General features: G+C 49.4%; 15 protein-coding genes, 2 tRNA genes and 2 pseudogenes. 14 read left to right on the top strand and 5 right to left on the bottom strand.

Annotated features, from left to right (window positions below):
- The first annotated feature begins 1 nt into the window (after position 1).
- The 4 genes from LN737_RS16195 (at position 2) to LN737_RS16180 (ending at position 2,942) form a co-directional block, all read left to right on the top strand.
- Entirely contained in the window at positions 2–907 is a 906-nt protein-coding gene (locus LN737_RS16195) for a hypothetical protein (RefSeq protein ID WP_405510828.1), read from the top strand.
- A gap of 245 nt (positions 908–1,152) precedes the next feature.
- Positions 1,153–2,196 (top strand): AI-2E family transporter, encoded by a 1,044-nt coding sequence (locus tag LN737_RS16190; RefSeq protein ID WP_405510827.1) that lies wholly within the window; start codon positions 1,153–1,155, stop codon positions 2,194–2,196.
- Positions 2,197–2,239: 43 nt separating this feature from the next.
- A complete protein-coding gene (locus tag LN737_RS16185) occupies positions 2,240–2,641 on the top strand; it encodes a hypothetical protein (RefSeq protein ID WP_405510826.1) in 402 nt (133 codons plus the stop codon).
- A 37-nt stretch (positions 2,642–2,678) separates the two neighbouring features.
- On the top strand, positions 2,679–2,942 hold the full coding sequence (locus LN737_RS16180) for a hypothetical protein (RefSeq protein ID WP_405510825.1): 264 nt from the start codon (positions 2,679–2,681) through the stop codon (positions 2,940–2,942).
- Positions 2,943–3,556: 614 nt separating this feature from the next.
- Here the strand turns inward: LN737_RS16180 and LN737_RS16175 are convergent.
- Positions 3,557–3,630 (bottom strand) — tRNA-Pro (locus LN737_RS16175).
- A 20-nt stretch (positions 3,631–3,650) separates the two neighbouring features.
- A tRNA-Ser gene (locus LN737_RS16170) sits at positions 3,651–3,737 on the bottom strand.
- 169 nt (positions 3,738–3,906) lie between these two features.
- On the opposite strand from LN737_RS16170, the gene LN737_RS16165 reads away from it, so the two are divergent.
- From LN737_RS16165 to cdaA, 7 genes and pseudogenes are all read left to right on the top strand, one after another.
- On the top strand, positions 3,907–4,869 hold the full coding sequence (locus tag LN737_RS16165; RefSeq protein WP_405510824.1) for a vWA domain-containing protein: 963 nt from the start codon (positions 3,907–3,909) through the stop codon (positions 4,867–4,869).
- 51 nt (positions 4,870–4,920) lie between these two features.
- The gene (locus LN737_RS16160; protein WP_405510823.1) at positions 4,921–5,613 is read left to right on the top strand and encodes a tetratricopeptide repeat protein; all 693 of its coding nucleotides are present in this window, start codon (positions 4,921–4,923) and stop codon (positions 5,611–5,613) included.
- Positions 5,614–5,716: 103 nt separating this feature from the next.
- Positions 5,717–6,892 (top strand): acetyl-CoA C-acyltransferase, encoded by a 1,176-nt coding sequence (locus LN737_RS16155; protein ID WP_405510822.1) that lies wholly within the window; start codon positions 5,717–5,719, stop codon positions 6,890–6,892.
- Positions 6,893–6,988: 96 nt separating this feature from the next.
- Complete coding sequence (locus LN737_RS16150) at positions 6,989–7,927, top strand: phosphoribosylaminoimidazolesuccinocarboxamide synthase (RefSeq protein ID WP_405510821.1); 939 nt, start codon at positions 6,989–6,991, stop codon at positions 7,925–7,927.
- Between the two features lie 91 nt (positions 7,928–8,018).
- A complete protein-coding gene (locus LN737_RS16145; protein WP_405510820.1) occupies positions 8,019–8,429 on the top strand; it encodes an STAS domain-containing protein in 411 nt (136 codons plus the stop codon).
- A 70-nt stretch (positions 8,430–8,499) separates the two neighbouring features.
- A pseudogene (locus tag LN737_RS16140) lies at positions 8,500–9,445 on the top strand (ribonuclease Z).
- Between the two features lie 82 nt (positions 9,446–9,527).
- The gene (cdaA, locus tag LN737_RS16135) at positions 9,528–10,331 is read left to right on the top strand and encodes a diadenylate cyclase CdaA (RefSeq protein WP_405510819.1); all 804 of its coding nucleotides are present in this window, start codon (positions 9,528–9,530) and stop codon (positions 10,329–10,331) included.
- 113 nt (positions 10,332–10,444) lie between these two features.
- Here the strand turns inward: cdaA and LN737_RS16130 are convergent, their stop codons facing one another.
- Complete coding sequence (locus LN737_RS16130) at positions 10,445–10,852, bottom strand: DUF4332 domain-containing protein (RefSeq protein ID WP_405510818.1); 408 nt, start codon at positions 10,850–10,852, stop codon at positions 10,445–10,447.
- A 60-nt stretch (positions 10,853–10,912) separates the two neighbouring features.
- Positions 10,913–11,089, bottom strand: a complete 177-nt coding sequence (locus LN737_RS16125) for a hypothetical protein (protein ID WP_405510816.1) — start codon at positions 11,087–11,089, stop codon at positions 10,913–10,915.
- Between the two features lie 181 nt (positions 11,090–11,270).
- On the opposite strand from LN737_RS16125, the gene LN737_RS16120 reads away from it, so the two are divergent.
- Together LN737_RS16120 and LN737_RS16115 are read left to right on the top strand one after the other, a co-directional pair.
- Positions 11,271–12,323 (top strand): S1C family serine protease, encoded by a 1,053-nt coding sequence (locus LN737_RS16120; protein ID WP_405510815.1) that lies wholly within the window; start codon positions 11,271–11,273, stop codon positions 12,321–12,323.
- Positions 12,324–12,494: 171 nt separating this feature from the next.
- Entirely contained in the window at positions 12,495–13,091 is a 597-nt protein-coding gene (locus LN737_RS16115; protein ID WP_405510814.1) for a hypothetical protein, read from the top strand.
- An 85-nt stretch (positions 13,092–13,176) separates the two neighbouring features.
- On the opposite strand, the gene LN737_RS16110 is transcribed toward LN737_RS16115, so the two are convergent.
- Positions 13,177–14,121, bottom strand: coding sequence for a DUF2279 domain-containing protein (locus LN737_RS16110; protein ID WP_405510813.1), 945 nt, complete (start codon positions 14,119–14,121; stop codon positions 13,177–13,179).
- Positions 14,122–14,208: 87 nt separating this feature from the next.
- Between LN737_RS16110 and LN737_RS16105 the strand changes: the two are divergent.
- Positions 14,209–15,914 (top strand): annotated as a pseudogene (locus tag LN737_RS16105) (DUF6909 family protein).
- Positions 15,915–16,037 lie beyond the last annotated feature (123 nt).

The following is a 16,037-nucleotide window of genomic DNA, read 5'->3' as shown; positions in this document are numbered from 1 at the left end:
TATGGAAACAGAAGCGCATTCATCCAAAACGAATAAAATTCTCCTGATACTTGGTCTGCTTCTGCTCGCCCTTGGTGGCGTTTATTACTGGAGTCAGTCGCGCCAGCCCGATGGTAATAGCGATCTGACTAAACCGCAGGCGGACTCATCGCAAACTGATAAAACGCAGCTAAATGAGCAGTTAGACGAACTACGTAGCCAACTGGCTGACGCTAAGCAGGAAAACGCTTCGTTAACCGATCAACTGAATGGGTTGAATGACTTATTAGCAAAGGCTTACGACCGGCTCGGCGTTTTAGAAGGTACCCGCATTGACCGAATGTTTCCAGCCGTAACGGAAAACAATGGTGTTGACTCCGGGAAACTGCGCGACAGTTTATCGAATCAACTGACCCTCATGCGTGGAAAAGTAGATCAGTTAAGCGAAGTCAGTCAGCAAAACAGGGACTTGCAGCAGGCGCTCAACCAACGGGACGCTAAACTAAAAACGATGGTGTCTACCTCAGCGGTTACGGGAGATGCCTTCCAGGTAAGTCTCTTGAAAGCAAACCAGAAAGTAACAGCGAAAGCCAAAAAAGTAGACGGGCTGAGTCTCTCGTTTACAGTACCGGCCGAACGACGTCTGGAGGGTACGAAAGACGTTTACTTAAGCCTGGTCCATGAGTCGGGCCGATCACCGGCGAGGCCGTTACCACTGGCTACTATTAAGCTGCCATCCGGCAACCTGATGATACCCGTCGATGCCATACAGACCTTTACGTTCAACGGGACGAAACAGCCAATAACTTTCAGGTTTCATCCGACGGTAACGCTTGAGCCGGGTACCTATCGGGCGTCCGTTTATACAAACGATGCTTATCTGGGATCGGTAACAGTTCAGTTGCGGGACAGTTTCTGGTTTTTTTAGGAAGAAAATAAACAGAAGTTGGCATTATACGGCTGCCTTTATTCTGCCTGATCCGATTTCCGCCATCGGTAAACTTTTACACTCAATGTTATGCTGTTACTATGGACTTATCTCCAGCCGCCACGGGTAAACGAACCACCCTTTACCGTCAATGATGCGCTAATCTTATTCTAGCACACCGTTCGCCAGAATGTCCAGCTGCTCGCTACGTATAAAAATCAGTTGTCATACCCAGTCTTTTATTAATGGAACATACCTCTTCTTTTACGCGTCGGGTGGCTACGGCGGCCTTAATTACGTTGCTGATAGCGGCCTTGTTCTGTCTGATTGGCTACGCGGCCAGCTTTTTCTTTCTGGTATTTGGCGGGATTACGTTCGCGGTAATTATCAGCGCAATGGCTCATTTTATCCAGCACAAAACACCATTGTCATATGGGCTGTCGGTGGCTATTGTCCTGCTCCTGCTGGTCGGCCTGATCGGGGGTACAATCTGGGGGTTGGCACCAACTGTCAGCCAACAAGCTAATGACCTGGCCGAATCGCTGCCAAAATCGGTCGATCAATTAAAAATGACGTTACAGGAAACCAAGTGGGGCAGGAAATTACTGGATGGCATTCCAGAAAATCCAAGCGATCTGCTTTCCTCAGGTGGACCAGGCAAAGGGGTTCTTTCGGAGCTAACGGGTATTTTTTCGGGTACGCTGGGCGGTCTGGTTAACGTATTGATTGTGATTATCACTGGGATTTATTTAGCGTTTAATCCCGGCACTTATCGGAAGGGATTCGTGCGGTTGTTCAACCCGTCTTATCGGAATCGGCTGCTCGACGTAATGGATACCTGTTACTCAGCGCTGAAAAACTGGTTTATCAGTCGAACCATTACCATGACGGTGGTGGGCGTAGTGACCGGAATCGGACTGGGGCTGCTGGGCGTTCCGTTCGCTATTGTCTTGGGTATTGTTGCTGGTGTGCTAAACTTCATTCCCAACCTGGGTCCTTACCTGGCGCTGGTGCCTGCTCTGCTGGTGGCCTTACCCCAAGGCCCCGAGTACCTGCTATACGTTTTCGCCCTCTACATGGGGGTACAGTCGCTGGAAGGCTACGTACTGACCCCCTTACTGGATAAAAAATTCGTATCGCTACCTCCAGCGCTTTTGTTGTTCGGGCAGGTATTGATGGGCATTCTAGTGGGTCTGGTCGGTATCCTGTTCGCTTCTCCGCTGATTGCGGTTCTGATGATTATTGTGGAGGAATTGTACGTCAATGATCGGTTGGAACACAAAACATAACGCATTTTTAGTTAGACCAACGTATAATAAATAACTCAACAAGATGAAAGCGATTAAACACATCATCCTAAGTTTGGGGATCGGTATTATCCTTAATGCCTGCACCCCTAAAATGGCTTTTACAACTTCGTCCGTAGTCCCAGCAGCGAGTGGAACCATTAATGTAAAAAAAGACAAAAACGAGAATTACACCCTGAAAGTGAACGTACATAATCTGGCGGAATCAAAAAACCTGACACCACCGAAAAATAGTTATTTGGTTTGGATGAAGCAGAATGACCGGTCGGTTAAGAAACTGGGGCAGTTAAACCCTTCCGGCAAAACACTAACAGCATCCTTAAGCACAACGACGGTTGCCAAGCCTCAGGAGATTTTCATCACAGCCGAAGATAACGCTGAGATTCTGTATCCAGCGGGTCAAACGGTTCTGACGACCGAAAAGTAATATAGTTAGAAAGTAATTTTTTTAATTTCAAAACGATATGGAAAGCGAAGACAGAGACGCCATCATCCGGGCCATACAGGCCATTTCTTCCAACGGACTGGAAAACCAGTCGGCCGAAGGACACAGTGACATAGGCAGTGAACAACCCGGCAGCGATTTACCTGATGAGAAACTGCCCAATGATGATCTGATAAATAAATATACCGATGGTCCCGACGAGCCGGGCGACAACGTGCGGGTGATGAATCCCAATCGTAACCCGAACGACAAGCCAAACATCGACAAACCCGCCTACGATTAAATAATCCCCAGGTGGTACGTTAAATGAATGAAAATTAAAGCGGTGGCTTGTCTGTTCCGGATAAGCCACCGCTTTATTGTTTTAAGAATACTTTCAGTAATGATACGTCCTCATAAGCTACGGATCAGAGTTGACAGTTATTAAAACTGTTTACTAACAACTCTACCGCTCCCCTACTCGAAATCGTTCAATTAATGGCCCGCACTCCTACTTTTCTGAACAGCCTAACTTACTATGAACCAGCGAGCTATATCCAATTTGAAGCTAAAGAAAAATCGTTCAAGAAAACGTAGGTTTATTTTCTAGATTAGATAGAACATGAGGCTGTACACAAATTCATGTGTTATAATTTTATGGATACCCATGTCGGCCATTACTTAATTAACTTCTAAGCCAGTGAAGAAGAGATTAAAGACAGCTGTTTCCCCAAGTAATTCATGGTATTGGAATTGAATAGGCAGATTTCAAATGCGGTTTTATACCATTGCAAGTCATCTGACCGGAATTGACAATCTATATCAGATAAAATAGAAATGAGATAGATGTTTCAACCAACGTTTCAACTAAAAAGAAAAAGCCAGTAAACGATTACGTTAACTGGCTGATTTTTAATGTCGGGGTGGCAGGATTCGAACCTACGACCTCCTGCTCCCAAAGCAGGCGCGATACCGGGCTACGCTACACCCCGAAGTGTATTTATACGTTCGGCGGAGAGAGAGGGATTCGAACCCTCGGTACCGTTACCAGTACGACAGTTTAGCAAACTGTTCCTTTCGGCCTCTCAGGCATCTCTCCGGAGCCAACCATTCCACTTCCTGAACGATTGGGACACAAAGATAGGGCAATTCAACGTTTTCAGCAATACACAGACTGCAAAATCTTTTTACAATTACTAATTTCGCTCCTCTGTTAATTCCCAACACGGCACGAAAGTGGGTCAGTCTCAGCCGAATAATTGCAATACATGAACTGGTTATTTCCCTTCTCCCGTACCGAATTTATTTTTATAGGCTTATTTATTTGCTTCTATATCGGCTATGTCTGGCGTACTTTTCGCCTGGCGCGTCAGCTAAATACATCCGCCTGGGGGGTTATTCCGAAATTTTTTCTTCGGGCCAGTTACCTGATTTTATTGATTATTGCCCTGCTTGGTCCTTCATTCGGCGAACCCGAGGGCGACGTGCTCACCACCGGCCGCGATACGTTTCTGATTGTCGATATCTCGCGCTCGATGGATGCGGGCGATGTAGTACCCACCCGCCTAGAACGGATCAAGTATGATATTCAGCAACTCTGCGATACGTTACCAACCGAACGATTCGGATTAATTCTGGCCTCATCCGAATCCTTTGTTCTGTCACCCCTAACATCGGATCACTATGCCCTTAAGCAGTTCGTACGCGAAGTGCACACCAGTGTCTCGCCAACCGGTGGTACGGAGCTTTGCGGTGCGATTGAACTGGCCCGACAAAAAATTCTGACAGACCCGTCCACGCAACGGAGGGTAAAGGCTATTGTGCTGTTCAGCGATGGAGAGAACTTTGGAAACTGCGAACGTAGTCTGTTATCCCGTCTGCGTCTGGAAGGGGTACCGCTCATCACAGTAGGCGTTGGAACCGAGGCTGGAGCCTCTATTCGGGAAGGACGAAGTTTTGTGCGCGATAATGACCGACAGATCGTCCGTAGCCGGTTGAATCGCCCATTTTTGCAGAAACTCGCCCGCGACGGACGGGGCCAATACGTAGAAACGGACGGCAATGGTACGTATATCAACGAATTAGCCTCGATACTCCGCGGACTAAAAGGGCGGGGCATCAGCCAGAACCACATCGCTGTTTCAACCAATAAATACTTTTATTTCTTACTGGCTGCGCTGGTTTTAATCAGTCTTGATGTCATAATCACCATTCGAACCTTCCGGGTATAAGTTCATCTCAGCGTTTCGTCTTATTTTTGAGCGCTCGTTCTGTTCGTCACGATGATTTATTTACTTATTACAGCCTGGCTCTGGTGGGATAATCTGTTTACACTAAACCAGATTTCGCGTAACAATCAAGCGCGTCAGGAAGCCGAGGCTGCCTATCAGGCAGGTGATTATTCCCGCGCTCTTGAGCTATACGCTTATCTGAGTCGCGCAACGACAACAATTGATCTGGCCGTTCGGTTGAATTTAGGACATACCTATTTTCGATTGAAGCAATACAGTAAAGCCAGACCCCAGTACGAAACCCTGCTCCAGTCGGACCGGCCCGACTTACGAACCGCAGCAGCTACCCAACTAGGCGTAATGGCCTGCTTCGACCACGACAGCGCAACAGCGTTGGCCTTGTTCCAGCGTGCTCTACTGGAAAGCCCGGAAAATGAACCTGCCCGATATAATTTTGAGTTAATAAAAACACATTACTCAGGTAAGAAACCCGAACTCCCGCTACGTCAGCAACCTGCTGTCCGTAAACCCCAACCTGTAAACAGGCTTCGCCCAACGGGACAACAGGTGGAACGGTCAACTCGGCAGGATGAGGTGTTACGTCGGTTTCAACGTCTGAATCTAAGTGAAGAGCAGGCTTTACAGCTTCTCGACGCGATGCAAAGTGATGATCTGCCATACGTACTGACACGTTCAGCCCGAAAAGCAGGCCCGAAATCAACTCAGCCAGAGAACCGCTGGTAACTCAAGCTGATTCTGTTTATGGTTCACATGTTTGGTTTTGGCAATGGTTGCCTATGTTATAAACTGAATGCCGTAAACTACAATCGTAAACGAACAAAACCACATGAATGAAGTCGTAATTGTTTCTGCTGTCCGAACACCGATCGGTAGCTTTGGAGGGGTCTTATCCACGCTGTCGGCCACCGATTTAGGGGCCGCAGCCATTCGGGGCGCCCTCAGCCGCATTGGACTGGAAGCCAGTCAGGTACAGGAAGTATACATGGGCAACGTAGTGTCGGCCAATCTGGGACAGGCACCTGCCAAACAGGCCGCTCTGAAAGCCGGACTGCCTGCCACGATTCCCTGCACAACCATCAATAAAGTGTGTGCATCGGGAACGAAGGCCATCATGCTGGCAGCCCAGGCCATTCAGCTAGGCCAGGCCGATGTGATCGTGGCGGGTGGCATGGAAAGCATGTCGAACACCCCGTATTACGTTCCCAAGGCACGATTTGGGTATAAATACGGGAATGCAGAACTGATTGATGGTCTGGCCCGCGACGGGCTGGTGGATGCCTATGATCAGTGTGCTATGGGTGTGTTTGCCGATCAGACCGCTCAGAAATACACCATCAGCCGCCAGGAACAGGATGCGTTTACGGTTCAGTCTTACCGGCGGGCTGAAGCCAGTACCCAAAACGGACAATTCAGCGCCGAAATCATACCGGTCGATGTTGCTGGTCGGAAAGGGACCGTAACGGTGCAGGAGGATGAAGAATATAAGAATGTGATTTATGACAAAATTCCGATGCTGAAGGCGGCTTTTACGCCCGATGGTACGGTTACTCCAGCCAGTTCGTCGCCGATTAGCGATGGTGCGTCAGCGCTGGTTGTGATGAGCCGCCGGAAAGCCGAAGAACTGGGATTAAAACCACTGGCCCGGATACTTGCCTACGCGGATGCAGAACAGGAACCTCAATGGTTTACGACGGCCCCCACCAAAGCGGTTCCATTAGCCATTGAACGAGCCGGACTAAAAACGGACGATATCGATTTTTTTGAAGTCAACGAAGCCTTTGCCGTCGTGCCGCTTGCTTTTAGTAAAGTGCTGAACGTACCGCAGGAAAAAATAAACGTCTTTGGCGGAGCCGTTTCTATTGGCCACCCATTGGGGGCATCGGGAGCACGTATCGTAACGACGCTCACCAATGTACTCCAGCAAACAGGAGGCCGCTACGGTGCCGTAGGGATCTGTAATGGCGGTGGGGGTGCCTCCGCCATTGTACTTGAAAAACTATAAAGTATGGGCAGCGGCTTGTAAAGCTGCGTCACTACATAACCGGGTAGCTTATCAGAACCCGGCAACCCTTATACTGCAGACTATAAACTAACGTAAATGAACGCCATTCAGGAAACCAATTTTCATTTTCCCGGCCAGACAGGGTTTTATCGAGGTAAAGTACGCGACGTGTATTCCTTTCCCGACAAGCTTGTTATGATTGCTTCAGACCGCATTTCGGCTTTTGACGTAGTACTGCCCCGGCCTATTCCATTTAAAGGACAGGTACTGAACCAGACAGCTGCGTACTTTCTGCGGGCGACGGCTGACCTTGTTCCAAACTGGCTCCTCAATGTGCCCGACCCTAATGTGAGCATTGGCCTCCGGTGCGAACCTTACGCTGTAGAAATGGTCGTTCGGGGTTATTTGGCAGGTCATGCCTGGCGCCAGTACCGCGATGGCCATCGGATACTCTGCGGGGTTTCGTTGCCAGACGGGCTGAAAGAAAACGACCGTCTGCCTACACCGATCATTACGCCCTCTACCAAAGCCCATGAGGGTCACGACGAAGATATCAGCCGGGAAGAGATTCTTGACCGGAGTATCGTATCGGAAAGTGATTATGTTCAGCTGGAGCGGTATGCACTGGCCTTGTTTGAGCGTGGTACGGCTATGGCAGCCGCTCAGGGCCTGATTCTGGTCGATACCAAGTATGAATTCGGCAACCGGGACGGCAAGGTGTATTTGATCGATGAGGTCCACACCCCCGATTCCTCCCGCTATTTTTACGCCGATACCTACGACGCCAACCAAAAGGCTAGCCTGCCGCAAAAACAGTTATCGAAAGAGTTCGTGCGGGAATGGCTCATTGCCAATGGGTTTCAGGGGAAAACAGGCCAGACAGTGCCCGATATGTCGGATGATTGGGTCCGGCAAATTTCAACTCGTTATATTGAACTGTTCGAAAAAGTAACCGGTCAGCGTTTCGAACCCGCTACTGATACTGACCCCCTTTCACGAATTAACGCCAACATTTTAGGAGTAATAACGGATTAATGAATAAGGTCGAATGAATACAGCCAAAGAGTATGGTCATTTTCATTCGAGACGATTCGTTGCCCATTCCAGATAATATATTCACCAGTCTATGACGTATACAATCCAGAAAAACGAGCAGTACGCTCTGATCCGCCTTACCGAAAGTGCCTTTGAAGGTGACGTACCTACTGATTTTGAGACATTGAGCCGCACTTTATTTCGGGAAGGCTACAGCAACATTATTGTGGATATAGCTCCCGTACAGTCGGTTGATATGGCCGGTATTACAACGTTTCGAAAAATAAACCGGCAGTGCACCAACGAGGAAGGCTTACTGGTCGTTGTCACAAAGAATGATGATCTGATTGAATTTTTGGATAAGTCGAGCCTCAGCGACCTGACCATTCTGCCTACCGTAGAAGAAGCCATCGATGCTGTGTTTATGAATGAATTAGAAAACGATTTTCGCAGCGAAGATGATGATGAGTACGACGCCGGGGGTAGCGTCGGCCGTGAATGATCCGAACACGGTCCGGCCAGGAGTGGCCCAGCCTAGTGCGGCCCAACCTAGTGCGGCCCAACCAGATACTATGATTGAACAGGAGCATACCCGACCGGCCCACTTTCCATTTGCCCTTACTATATTGGGGGCCGGGTCGGCTACGCCCACGCTGCGGCTTCATCAAACGGCTCAATTGCTGACCATCGGAAATGAATACGCCCTGATCGACTGCGGGGAGGGGACACAACTGCGCCTGCTCGAACAGCGCATTCGGCCTGGTCGGCTCCGCTATATTTTTATAAGCCATCTTCACGGCGATCATTATTTCGGGCTGGCTCCTCTCTTATCGAGTTTGAACCTCGGCGGACGTACTGAAGACTTATTTCTGTTTGGTCCACGCGGGCTGGATGAAGTGTTGACGACTATTTTCCGGGTTTCGGATTCCCGACTCAACTATAAACTGCATTTCCAGGTCGTTCCATCGGACCAACCAACTTTTTTACTCGATCATCCGTACATGACGGTTCAGTCAATTCCACTCCAGCACCGGATTGACTGCTCAGGTTATCTCTTCCGGGAAAAACCGCCGAAGCCGCATTTGCTACGTGAAAAGCTGCCCGATGCCATTCCGGTAGCGTATCTGAAACAACTCAAAAATGGGCAGGATATTCTGGATGCCGACGGACGATTGCTTTACGCTGCATCCGACTATACGGAGCCCGGTCCGGCTCCTCGCTCCTATGCATACTGTTCGGATACGCGCTACGTTGAATCGCTGGTTCCGCAGTTGCACGGCGTTAATCTGTTGTACCACGAAGCTACGTTTCTGGAAGACAATGCCGTACGTGCTTCCGAAGGTCTACCACTCAACCGCCCGACAGGCGGCTGCCATTGCTGCCCAGGCTAAGGTTGGCCGACTGCTGATTGGCCATTTCTCTTCACGCTACAAACAGTTCAACCTGTTTCTGGAGGAGGCCCGGCCTGTTTTCCCCGAAACGTATCTGGCCATTGAAGGCGAAACCACAGCGATTTGAGCAATTATCCTTTCCGTAAGTACTGTAGGCGTGGCGGCCGGATTCTCATTATCTTTAACCCCGAAACTTTATCAATTTATTCATGCTGGCATTTCGCCTGGGATTTTTAGACATTGGCTGGCTTGACCTGCTCGATATCGGGTTGGTAGCCATATTGATTTATCAGATTTACAATCTCGTTCGGGGAAGTGTAGCCAGCCGGGTTTTTGTCGGTTATCTGCTGGTCTATCTGGCCTATTTGCTGGTAAAAGCCCTTGGCCTGAACCTGATGACCACCATTCTGGAATATTTCATCAGTGTAGGAGCCCTGGCTCTGATTATCATCTTTCAGCACGAAATCCGGCGTTTTCTGCTGCTGATCGGCAAATCCACGAACCTGACTAATACCCGTCGGCTTCGGCAATGGCTCCTCCGCGACAGCGATAAGCTGGACAGCCAGACCACCCTGAAACCGATTCTGGATACCTGTAAAGCACTGGCTACAGAATTTTCGGGCGGCTTACTGGTTCTTCAGAAAAACGACGATCTGGAGAAATTTGCTCAATCGGGCGAAGTAATCGATGCCGACATATCGAAGCCTTTATTACTAGCTATTTTCAGTCAGTACAGCCCCTTACACGATGGCGCTGTGATCATTAGCGGTGGACGTATCAGAGCCGCACGCTGTATCCTTCCCGTATCGGAAGACGACGAGCTTCCTCCTTCGCTGGGCTTTCGTCACCGGGCCGCACTGGGCATGAGCGAAGCTACGGATGCCGCCGTCATTGCCGTTTCAGAAGAGAGCGGACGGCTGGCATTAGCGCTTAACGGCGAGTTATATACGAACCTGAGTCAGCCTGAATTGGAGAGCCGATTAGAGCGCTATCTGCTGGAACCCGTTCGTTAACGTATAGCGGCTATATAGCATACCCTGTCGGTACGGCCATTGCCCGAACGTATCTTGAGCTTAGTGTCGACAGGTCTATTAATTTGATCAAAAGGGGTGCGAATACACCCCTTTTAATATTCCAGCATAGGAGGCAGGTTTTTTGCCTGCTCTACAAAATCGCCGATTTGCTCAGCCGAAGGAGGCCGCTGGGTGAACTGCCGAACACTGTTGATTTCAATTAGCTTAGCGTGCAGGTTGGCTGGTACCCGCTGAGCCAGTTCTTTCACGGTGTCGACACCTGATTCTTCCATAAGATCACTATATACCCGACCGATGCCTTTAATCCGGGCTAAATCAGCCCGGTTCGCCAGGTCTAAAATTACAGCTCCATCAACACCAGTTGCTGACGACAGGGCTTTGCGGTCTGATGGAGTTTTGGTAGCATCAAGTAGTTCGTTGCTGTCGCTAATACCCTGCGCTTTTAGGGCATTTAGAATGGCATTTGTCATGCCACGTAGTTCTCCAAGTGTGAGGCTCATGAAAAAAAGAGGATAGGTAAACTTAAATCCAGCCTGACCTTCAGACCGTGTAATAAAGGTTTATTGAGCAAGGTACTTCCTACGAATATCGTTTAAAAGAAATTTCTTCTGTACGGTAAAACTCTCCGGGTGCATCTCCCTGAACTCATTCTTCCATTCTGTGTACCGAACAGGTTCAGCCTGCTCAAACTGCCCGGCGTCGATCTTCTTCTGATTTAAGTATTCTTCAAAGGTCATACGGTCAACCTGCCATTTTAGCCGAAATTACAACAGCCGTTACGTTTCTTCAAAGCAATTGTATCAGAAAATTGCATGAAAAAATGACAAAATGACTGACCGAACCAGTCATTCTGAATGAAATACGTATTGGAACAGATCGTGGAAGCTTACTCCCACTCTCACATAACCTCTTTCACTCATGAACACAACATTTGTGACATTTGCCGATACGGCTTCTCAGCCGGGAGGAGCAGCCGAACAGGATTCTGTTTTGCTGGATGCATACTCAAATACAATCGTAAATGTAGCGAAAAAAGTTAGCCCATCGGTTGTACAGATCAAGGTAAGTGGGCGAGCCACCGAATCTGCTCCTGACCGCAAAAACGGTATTCCTCCGCAACGACGGGCGCCAGGACGAGGAGAAACGGATGGTGGTACGGGGTCTGGATTTATTATTTCCAGCGATGGCTATATCATAACCAACAACCATGTAGTGGCAGGTGCCAGCCAAATTACTGTATCTCTGCCCGACTCCCGCGATTTCGACGCTACGTTAATCGGTCGTGATCCGGCTACTGATATTGCTGTTCTTAAAATCTATGCCGACAACCTGAAAGGAATACGGTTTGCCGATTCAAAACAAGTGCAGGTCGGCCAGATTGCTATTGCCTTAGGTAACCCGTACGGTTTTCAGTATTCGCTGACGACAGGTGTTGTCAGCGCGCTCGGCCGGACGCTACGTTCCGAATCGGGCCGATTAATCGACGACGTCATCCAGACCGATGCCGCGCTAAATCCGGGCAACTCAGGTGGGCCATTGGTCGACTCAAATGGCGATGTGATTGGCGTAAATACAGCCGTTATTCTGCCTGCACAGGGCATTTGTTTTGCTGTTTCGTCAAACCTTGCTGCCCTGGTAGCCGGAAAACTTATCATGAATGGCCGTGTTCGTCGTGGCTATCTGGGTATTGCCGGCCAGCTTATCAACCTGACCGAGCGGATCAAGCAATACAATCAGTTGAGCGTCAGAACGGGGGTCATGATTGTCAGCGTTGAGCCGGATGGCATTGCCGGAAACGGCGAATTACGCCAGGGCGACATTATCGTGGGGTTCAATGATCAATCCGTAGCCTCCGTCGATGACCTGCATCGCTTACTGACCGATGATACGATTGGTCGGCAGATTCAATTAACCATTCTGCGCGAAAACCGTAAAAAGGGAGTCATGGTTACACCGGGCGAGCTGAAATAAATGAGTTTACAAAGTCGTTTCCGCAAAATTTTACTGAAATACAGTGATTATTTCATAAATAATTTGGCCAGGCAATGTTTTATTTCATCATTTCCGAATAATATTACGCTATTAACGTATAAGCAATACGTTAAATCCAGATTATATCCTATCACTCACTTAAAAAATTCCATGAAACGTATCTTCTCTTTTTTCCTGGTGTTGATTGCCTTTTCTGCCAGAGCCCAGGAGTACAAACCTTTTAAAGTCAACCTCTCAATTGGCTATGCCAAAGCCTTGGGTGAGGGTCTTTCCGGCGGGTTTCTGTTTGCTGCTGAACCGAAGTACGGCCTCAGCGATAACTTCGATCTCGGCCTTCGTATCGAATCGGCTGGTATAGCACGAGGGGTTACCATCAGCAACAATAATCAGACTTACACGGGTAAAGTGAGCGCCTTTACGTCGGGGTTATTGACTGGAACTTACCTGATTGGTACAGGTGGCATTCGTCCTTTCCTTGGTTTGGGAGCGGGTATCTACAGTGTTGGCGAGTCGGATACATTTTCTGTGACGAATGGACAGGGCGCGCCTGAGAACGTAAAGATATCGTCTGAAACAAAGTTTGGTTTTATGGTTCGGGCCGGTATCAAAGCGGGGCACTTTGTGGCCGGGGTTGAATACAATGCGGTACCGACTACAGCCGTTAAGCTGACCAACACAACCATCGACAGTAAAAACGCTTACCTAGGCATTAAAATCGGGATAGATTTAGGCGGTGGCCGTAAATAAGCCGGTCTCTACGAAATGAGCGAAAGCGTGAATGCGTGAACGAGCGAAACAAACTACTCACTTTTTCACGCATTCACGCTTTCGCTCATTCTTTTGGTAGGATCAGCGGGTGGAACCGGAGGCCGTTTACCCGATTTAACTCCAGCGAAGGAGCCGGAATCTTAAAAAATTGTATGGTACCAATGAATCGCTGGAGCGATGGCGAGAACGTACCAATGCGTGACAGATCGGCGTCGGGCGAAAGAAAAAACTGCCGGTATCGCCTGAATTTTACGTCATTGCCCTCTTTATCGAATACTTGTGGATTCTCATGCCCACCAATCATACCGCTTCCGCTGTAGCCAATATCCAGATTGAGCCAGCGCGGAAATGACGGCCCTACTGGTATCGCCGAAGCCAGATTCACCGACAGCCAGTATTGCTGGCCATTGTAATCTTTAAGCATCTGCTGCCCGGTCGTTTTTCCAAGCAGATTTGGCCGATACTGGGGGAAAATAGTTTTCCGAAAACCGTATTTCAGGCTGACAATCTGCTGACCAGGGCCATACTGTTGCCCCACAAACAACGCCGTTCCGGCTACGTTGGCCAGCATATCGCCTTTCGAAAACCCCCACCCTTCTGCATGGCCGTCGTACACTTCAAGTGTGGTCTGAAACAGTAAGGCCAGCAGGCCACCCGTCAGGATGCTGGCGCGTTCATTAACGCCACTCCAGCGCATCAGCTCATAGCCTCCCCGACTCATGCAGTAAGCCGTAGCAGCATGACCGACCTTGTCCATCTGGAGCCATTCGGCATTGTCGTTGAAGGTGTGAAAGGGTACTTTTTTCTTGTACCACTGCTTCCGTAGCATCAGCAACGTAATGGTATAAAAAGCCGCGGTGCCAACCAGAACGCCGATAAACCGCCCCTGATTGATGCCCGAAGGCTCCGGCATGGGTGGGGCCACAGGCAAGGGCTGTGCCGGAGCTGCCTGACTGAGCATGAGCCCGTATAAGCAAATCAAAACAACGCGCCGAATTTGGTATTTCATCCGTCAAAAGTATTGAGAAAATCAGTTCGCCAATGGTAGGCGTAGCAGATCGCGTAACTTGCAGCAAAATACATTCGTTACGTATCCATGAGTCTTGTTTCCTCTCCACCCCTCACCCGCGCTCAGGAGTCGCGCGTTGCTATTGAGCGCCTTTACATCACCATGCGGCATTTGTTCAACCGCGGATTTTATAAACCATCGGGCGTATCGGGCGAAGAAATTCGCCGGGCGCTGCTTACGCTTCAGCCCGAAATTTATGGGCTTGTCGGTGATCCGCAACGCGTTGAACTCGACGGCTTGGTCTACGTAATGGACCGGCTGCCCAAAGGAATTGAAGCCTGTCGGGTTATTTCTCTAGCCTCACGCGAAGGGTTCGAAAATTCTCATTTTCCGGTATTGATTCCCGCCAAACGCCGTCGGAACTGCTACCGGATTGATCATGAACAGATGGTGATCGAAGTAACGAACGGACGTAGCGAAATCTACGACATCCTGACGCACCTGACGTTTATGTTTATGGAAGCCGACAAAATCCGGCGAAACGCCTTTCAGGAACGCGGCAGTCGTACTCGCGAATGGGAAAAACTGGAAGCCATCGTTCAATCGGGCGGAACCGTCAACGACGACGAACGTGAGCTGGCGCTGATGTACCTGAGCTCTATTCTGGGGCGTACCTTCGAGGAAACGCAGCAGGCGTATCGACGTTTTGAGGAAACCGCAGGGACTAACAGCGGCTTGTTTCAGATTGTGTACGGCCTTGGCAGCGTATCGATACGGGAGTTTCGCGAGTCGAAAACAGACCGGGAAATCAACTTCACCCCCATGCTTCGTGAACGTATCGGTCAGCACCTGTATGGCGAGCGCTGGGCTACTCGCCTGAAACAGTACATCTGGGAGCATAATCTGCAGGAGCGCCCTATTCATATTATCAGCGCCAACCCGCACAGTGTCATAAACTGCCTGTACGCACCCGCTGCCCTGGCCGAAACAACTACCTGGGAGAATCTGTATGACCTGGCTCTTAAGCTGAGCCAACCCGCTCAGCAGGAACTTCGCCAGCAGGTAACGGAGTACGCAAACGAATACGGCCTCCACGTACTGGAAGATCTGGCCGGAACCAGTCTGCTCGTTCAATTGATCGATACCGCCAAACTGGACATCAGTCAGTTATCAACCGAAATTGCTCACAATCCGGAGCATATCCGAACGAATCAGCCGCTCTTGCTGGTGATGGATTATGCATTTGGGGAGCAGGCTTTCGAAACGATGGACGAGTTGCTCAAACCCTTTGAGCATACCAATGAAACGTTTCCGCTGAACGTAGCGTCGATTTCAGTGATCGGCAAAGCGGGCATCCTGACCGGGGCAAAGGCGATCTGATGATTCCAACGTCGCATATTTTTGAAGGAACGGCAGACAATTACCCGCTGGATAATGACTTCAGCAAAGAGGATTTTGACGGCAATGGACTGGCTGTATTTGAAGGGGCTATGATTACGGTGCTGGGGACATCCCTCCAGAACAAAGACGTACTGAGCTACTTCCGCAACTCGTCGTGGAAAGCTATTGGCCTGGAAATGGAAGGCGCTCATTATCAGAAAGCGATTCAGGCACAGTCGAAAATCCGGGGGAGTGTTCCGGCCAACATAAAGGTGCGTTACGCTTATTATGCGTCTGACAATCCGCTGCTTACCGGTGCTACGCTGGCCTCCGGAAGCCTCGGTACGCTGGGCGTGAAACCAACCTATCTGATTACGGTAAAATGTCTGGAGAAGATCTTTCAGACTGCTTAGCTGACGGCTTCGGGAAGTTCTGATTTTCAGCAACATCCTCACGGCAGAGAAGTTTATACGACTGACCCGTTCCCAAATTTGTTGGCAAATACGGAACAACCCATTTGTCAATTTTGTAGCTAG

The organism is Spirosoma sp. KNUC1025 (genome assembly GCF_045160025.1).
GTDB lineage: Bacteria > Bacteroidota > Bacteroidia > Cytophagales > Spirosomataceae > Spirosoma.
Note: the sequence above shows the minus strand (reverse complement) of the source record. Positions and strands in the feature narration are given on the sequence as shown.

Excerpts from the sequence above, each read along its gene's own strand:
- LN737_RS16195 (WP_405510828.1), top strand. The coding sequence starts at position 2 with ATGGAAACAGAAGCGCATTCATCCAAAACGAATAAAATTCTCCTGATA.
- LN737_RS16190 (WP_405510827.1), top strand. The coding sequence starts at position 1,153 with ATGGAACATACCTCTTCTTTTACGCGTCGGGTGGCTACGGCGGCCTTA.
- LN737_RS16185 (WP_405510826.1), top strand. The coding sequence starts at position 2,240 with ATGAAAGCGATTAAACACATCATCCTAAGTTTGGGGATCGGTATTATC.
- LN737_RS16180 (WP_405510825.1), top strand. The coding sequence starts at position 2,679 with ATGGAAAGCGAAGACAGAGACGCCATCATCCGGGCCATACAGGCCATT.
- LN737_RS16165 (WP_405510824.1), top strand. The coding sequence starts at position 3,907 with ATGAACTGGTTATTTCCCTTCTCCCGTACCGAATTTATTTTTATAGGC.
- LN737_RS16160 (WP_405510823.1), top strand. The coding sequence starts at position 4,921 with ATGATTTATTTACTTATTACAGCCTGGCTCTGGTGGGATAATCTGTTT.
- LN737_RS16155 (WP_405510822.1), top strand. The coding sequence starts at position 5,717 with ATGAATGAAGTCGTAATTGTTTCTGCTGTCCGAACACCGATCGGTAGC.
- LN737_RS16150 (WP_405510821.1), top strand. The coding sequence starts at position 6,989 with ATGAACGCCATTCAGGAAACCAATTTTCATTTTCCCGGCCAGACAGGG.
- LN737_RS16145 (WP_405510820.1), top strand. The coding sequence starts at position 8,019 with ATGACGTATACAATCCAGAAAAACGAGCAGTACGCTCTGATCCGCCTT.
- cdaA (WP_405510819.1), top strand. The coding sequence starts at position 9,528 with ATGCTGGCATTTCGCCTGGGATTTTTAGACATTGGCTGGCTTGACCTG.
- LN737_RS16130 (WP_405510818.1), bottom strand. The coding sequence starts at position 10,852 with ATGAGCCTCACACTTGGAGAACTACGTGGCATGACAAATGCCATTCTA.
- LN737_RS16125 (WP_405510816.1), bottom strand. The coding sequence starts at position 11,089 with ATGACCTTTGAAGAATACTTAAATCAGAAGAAGATCGACGCCGGGCAG.
- LN737_RS16120 (WP_405510815.1), top strand. The coding sequence starts at position 11,271 with ATGAACACAACATTTGTGACATTTGCCGATACGGCTTCTCAGCCGGGA.
- LN737_RS16115 (WP_405510814.1), top strand. The coding sequence starts at position 12,495 with ATGAAACGTATCTTCTCTTTTTTCCTGGTGTTGATTGCCTTTTCTGCC.
- LN737_RS16110 (WP_405510813.1), bottom strand. The coding sequence starts at position 14,121 with ATGAAATACCAAATTCGGCGCGTTGTTTTGATTTGCTTATACGGGCTC.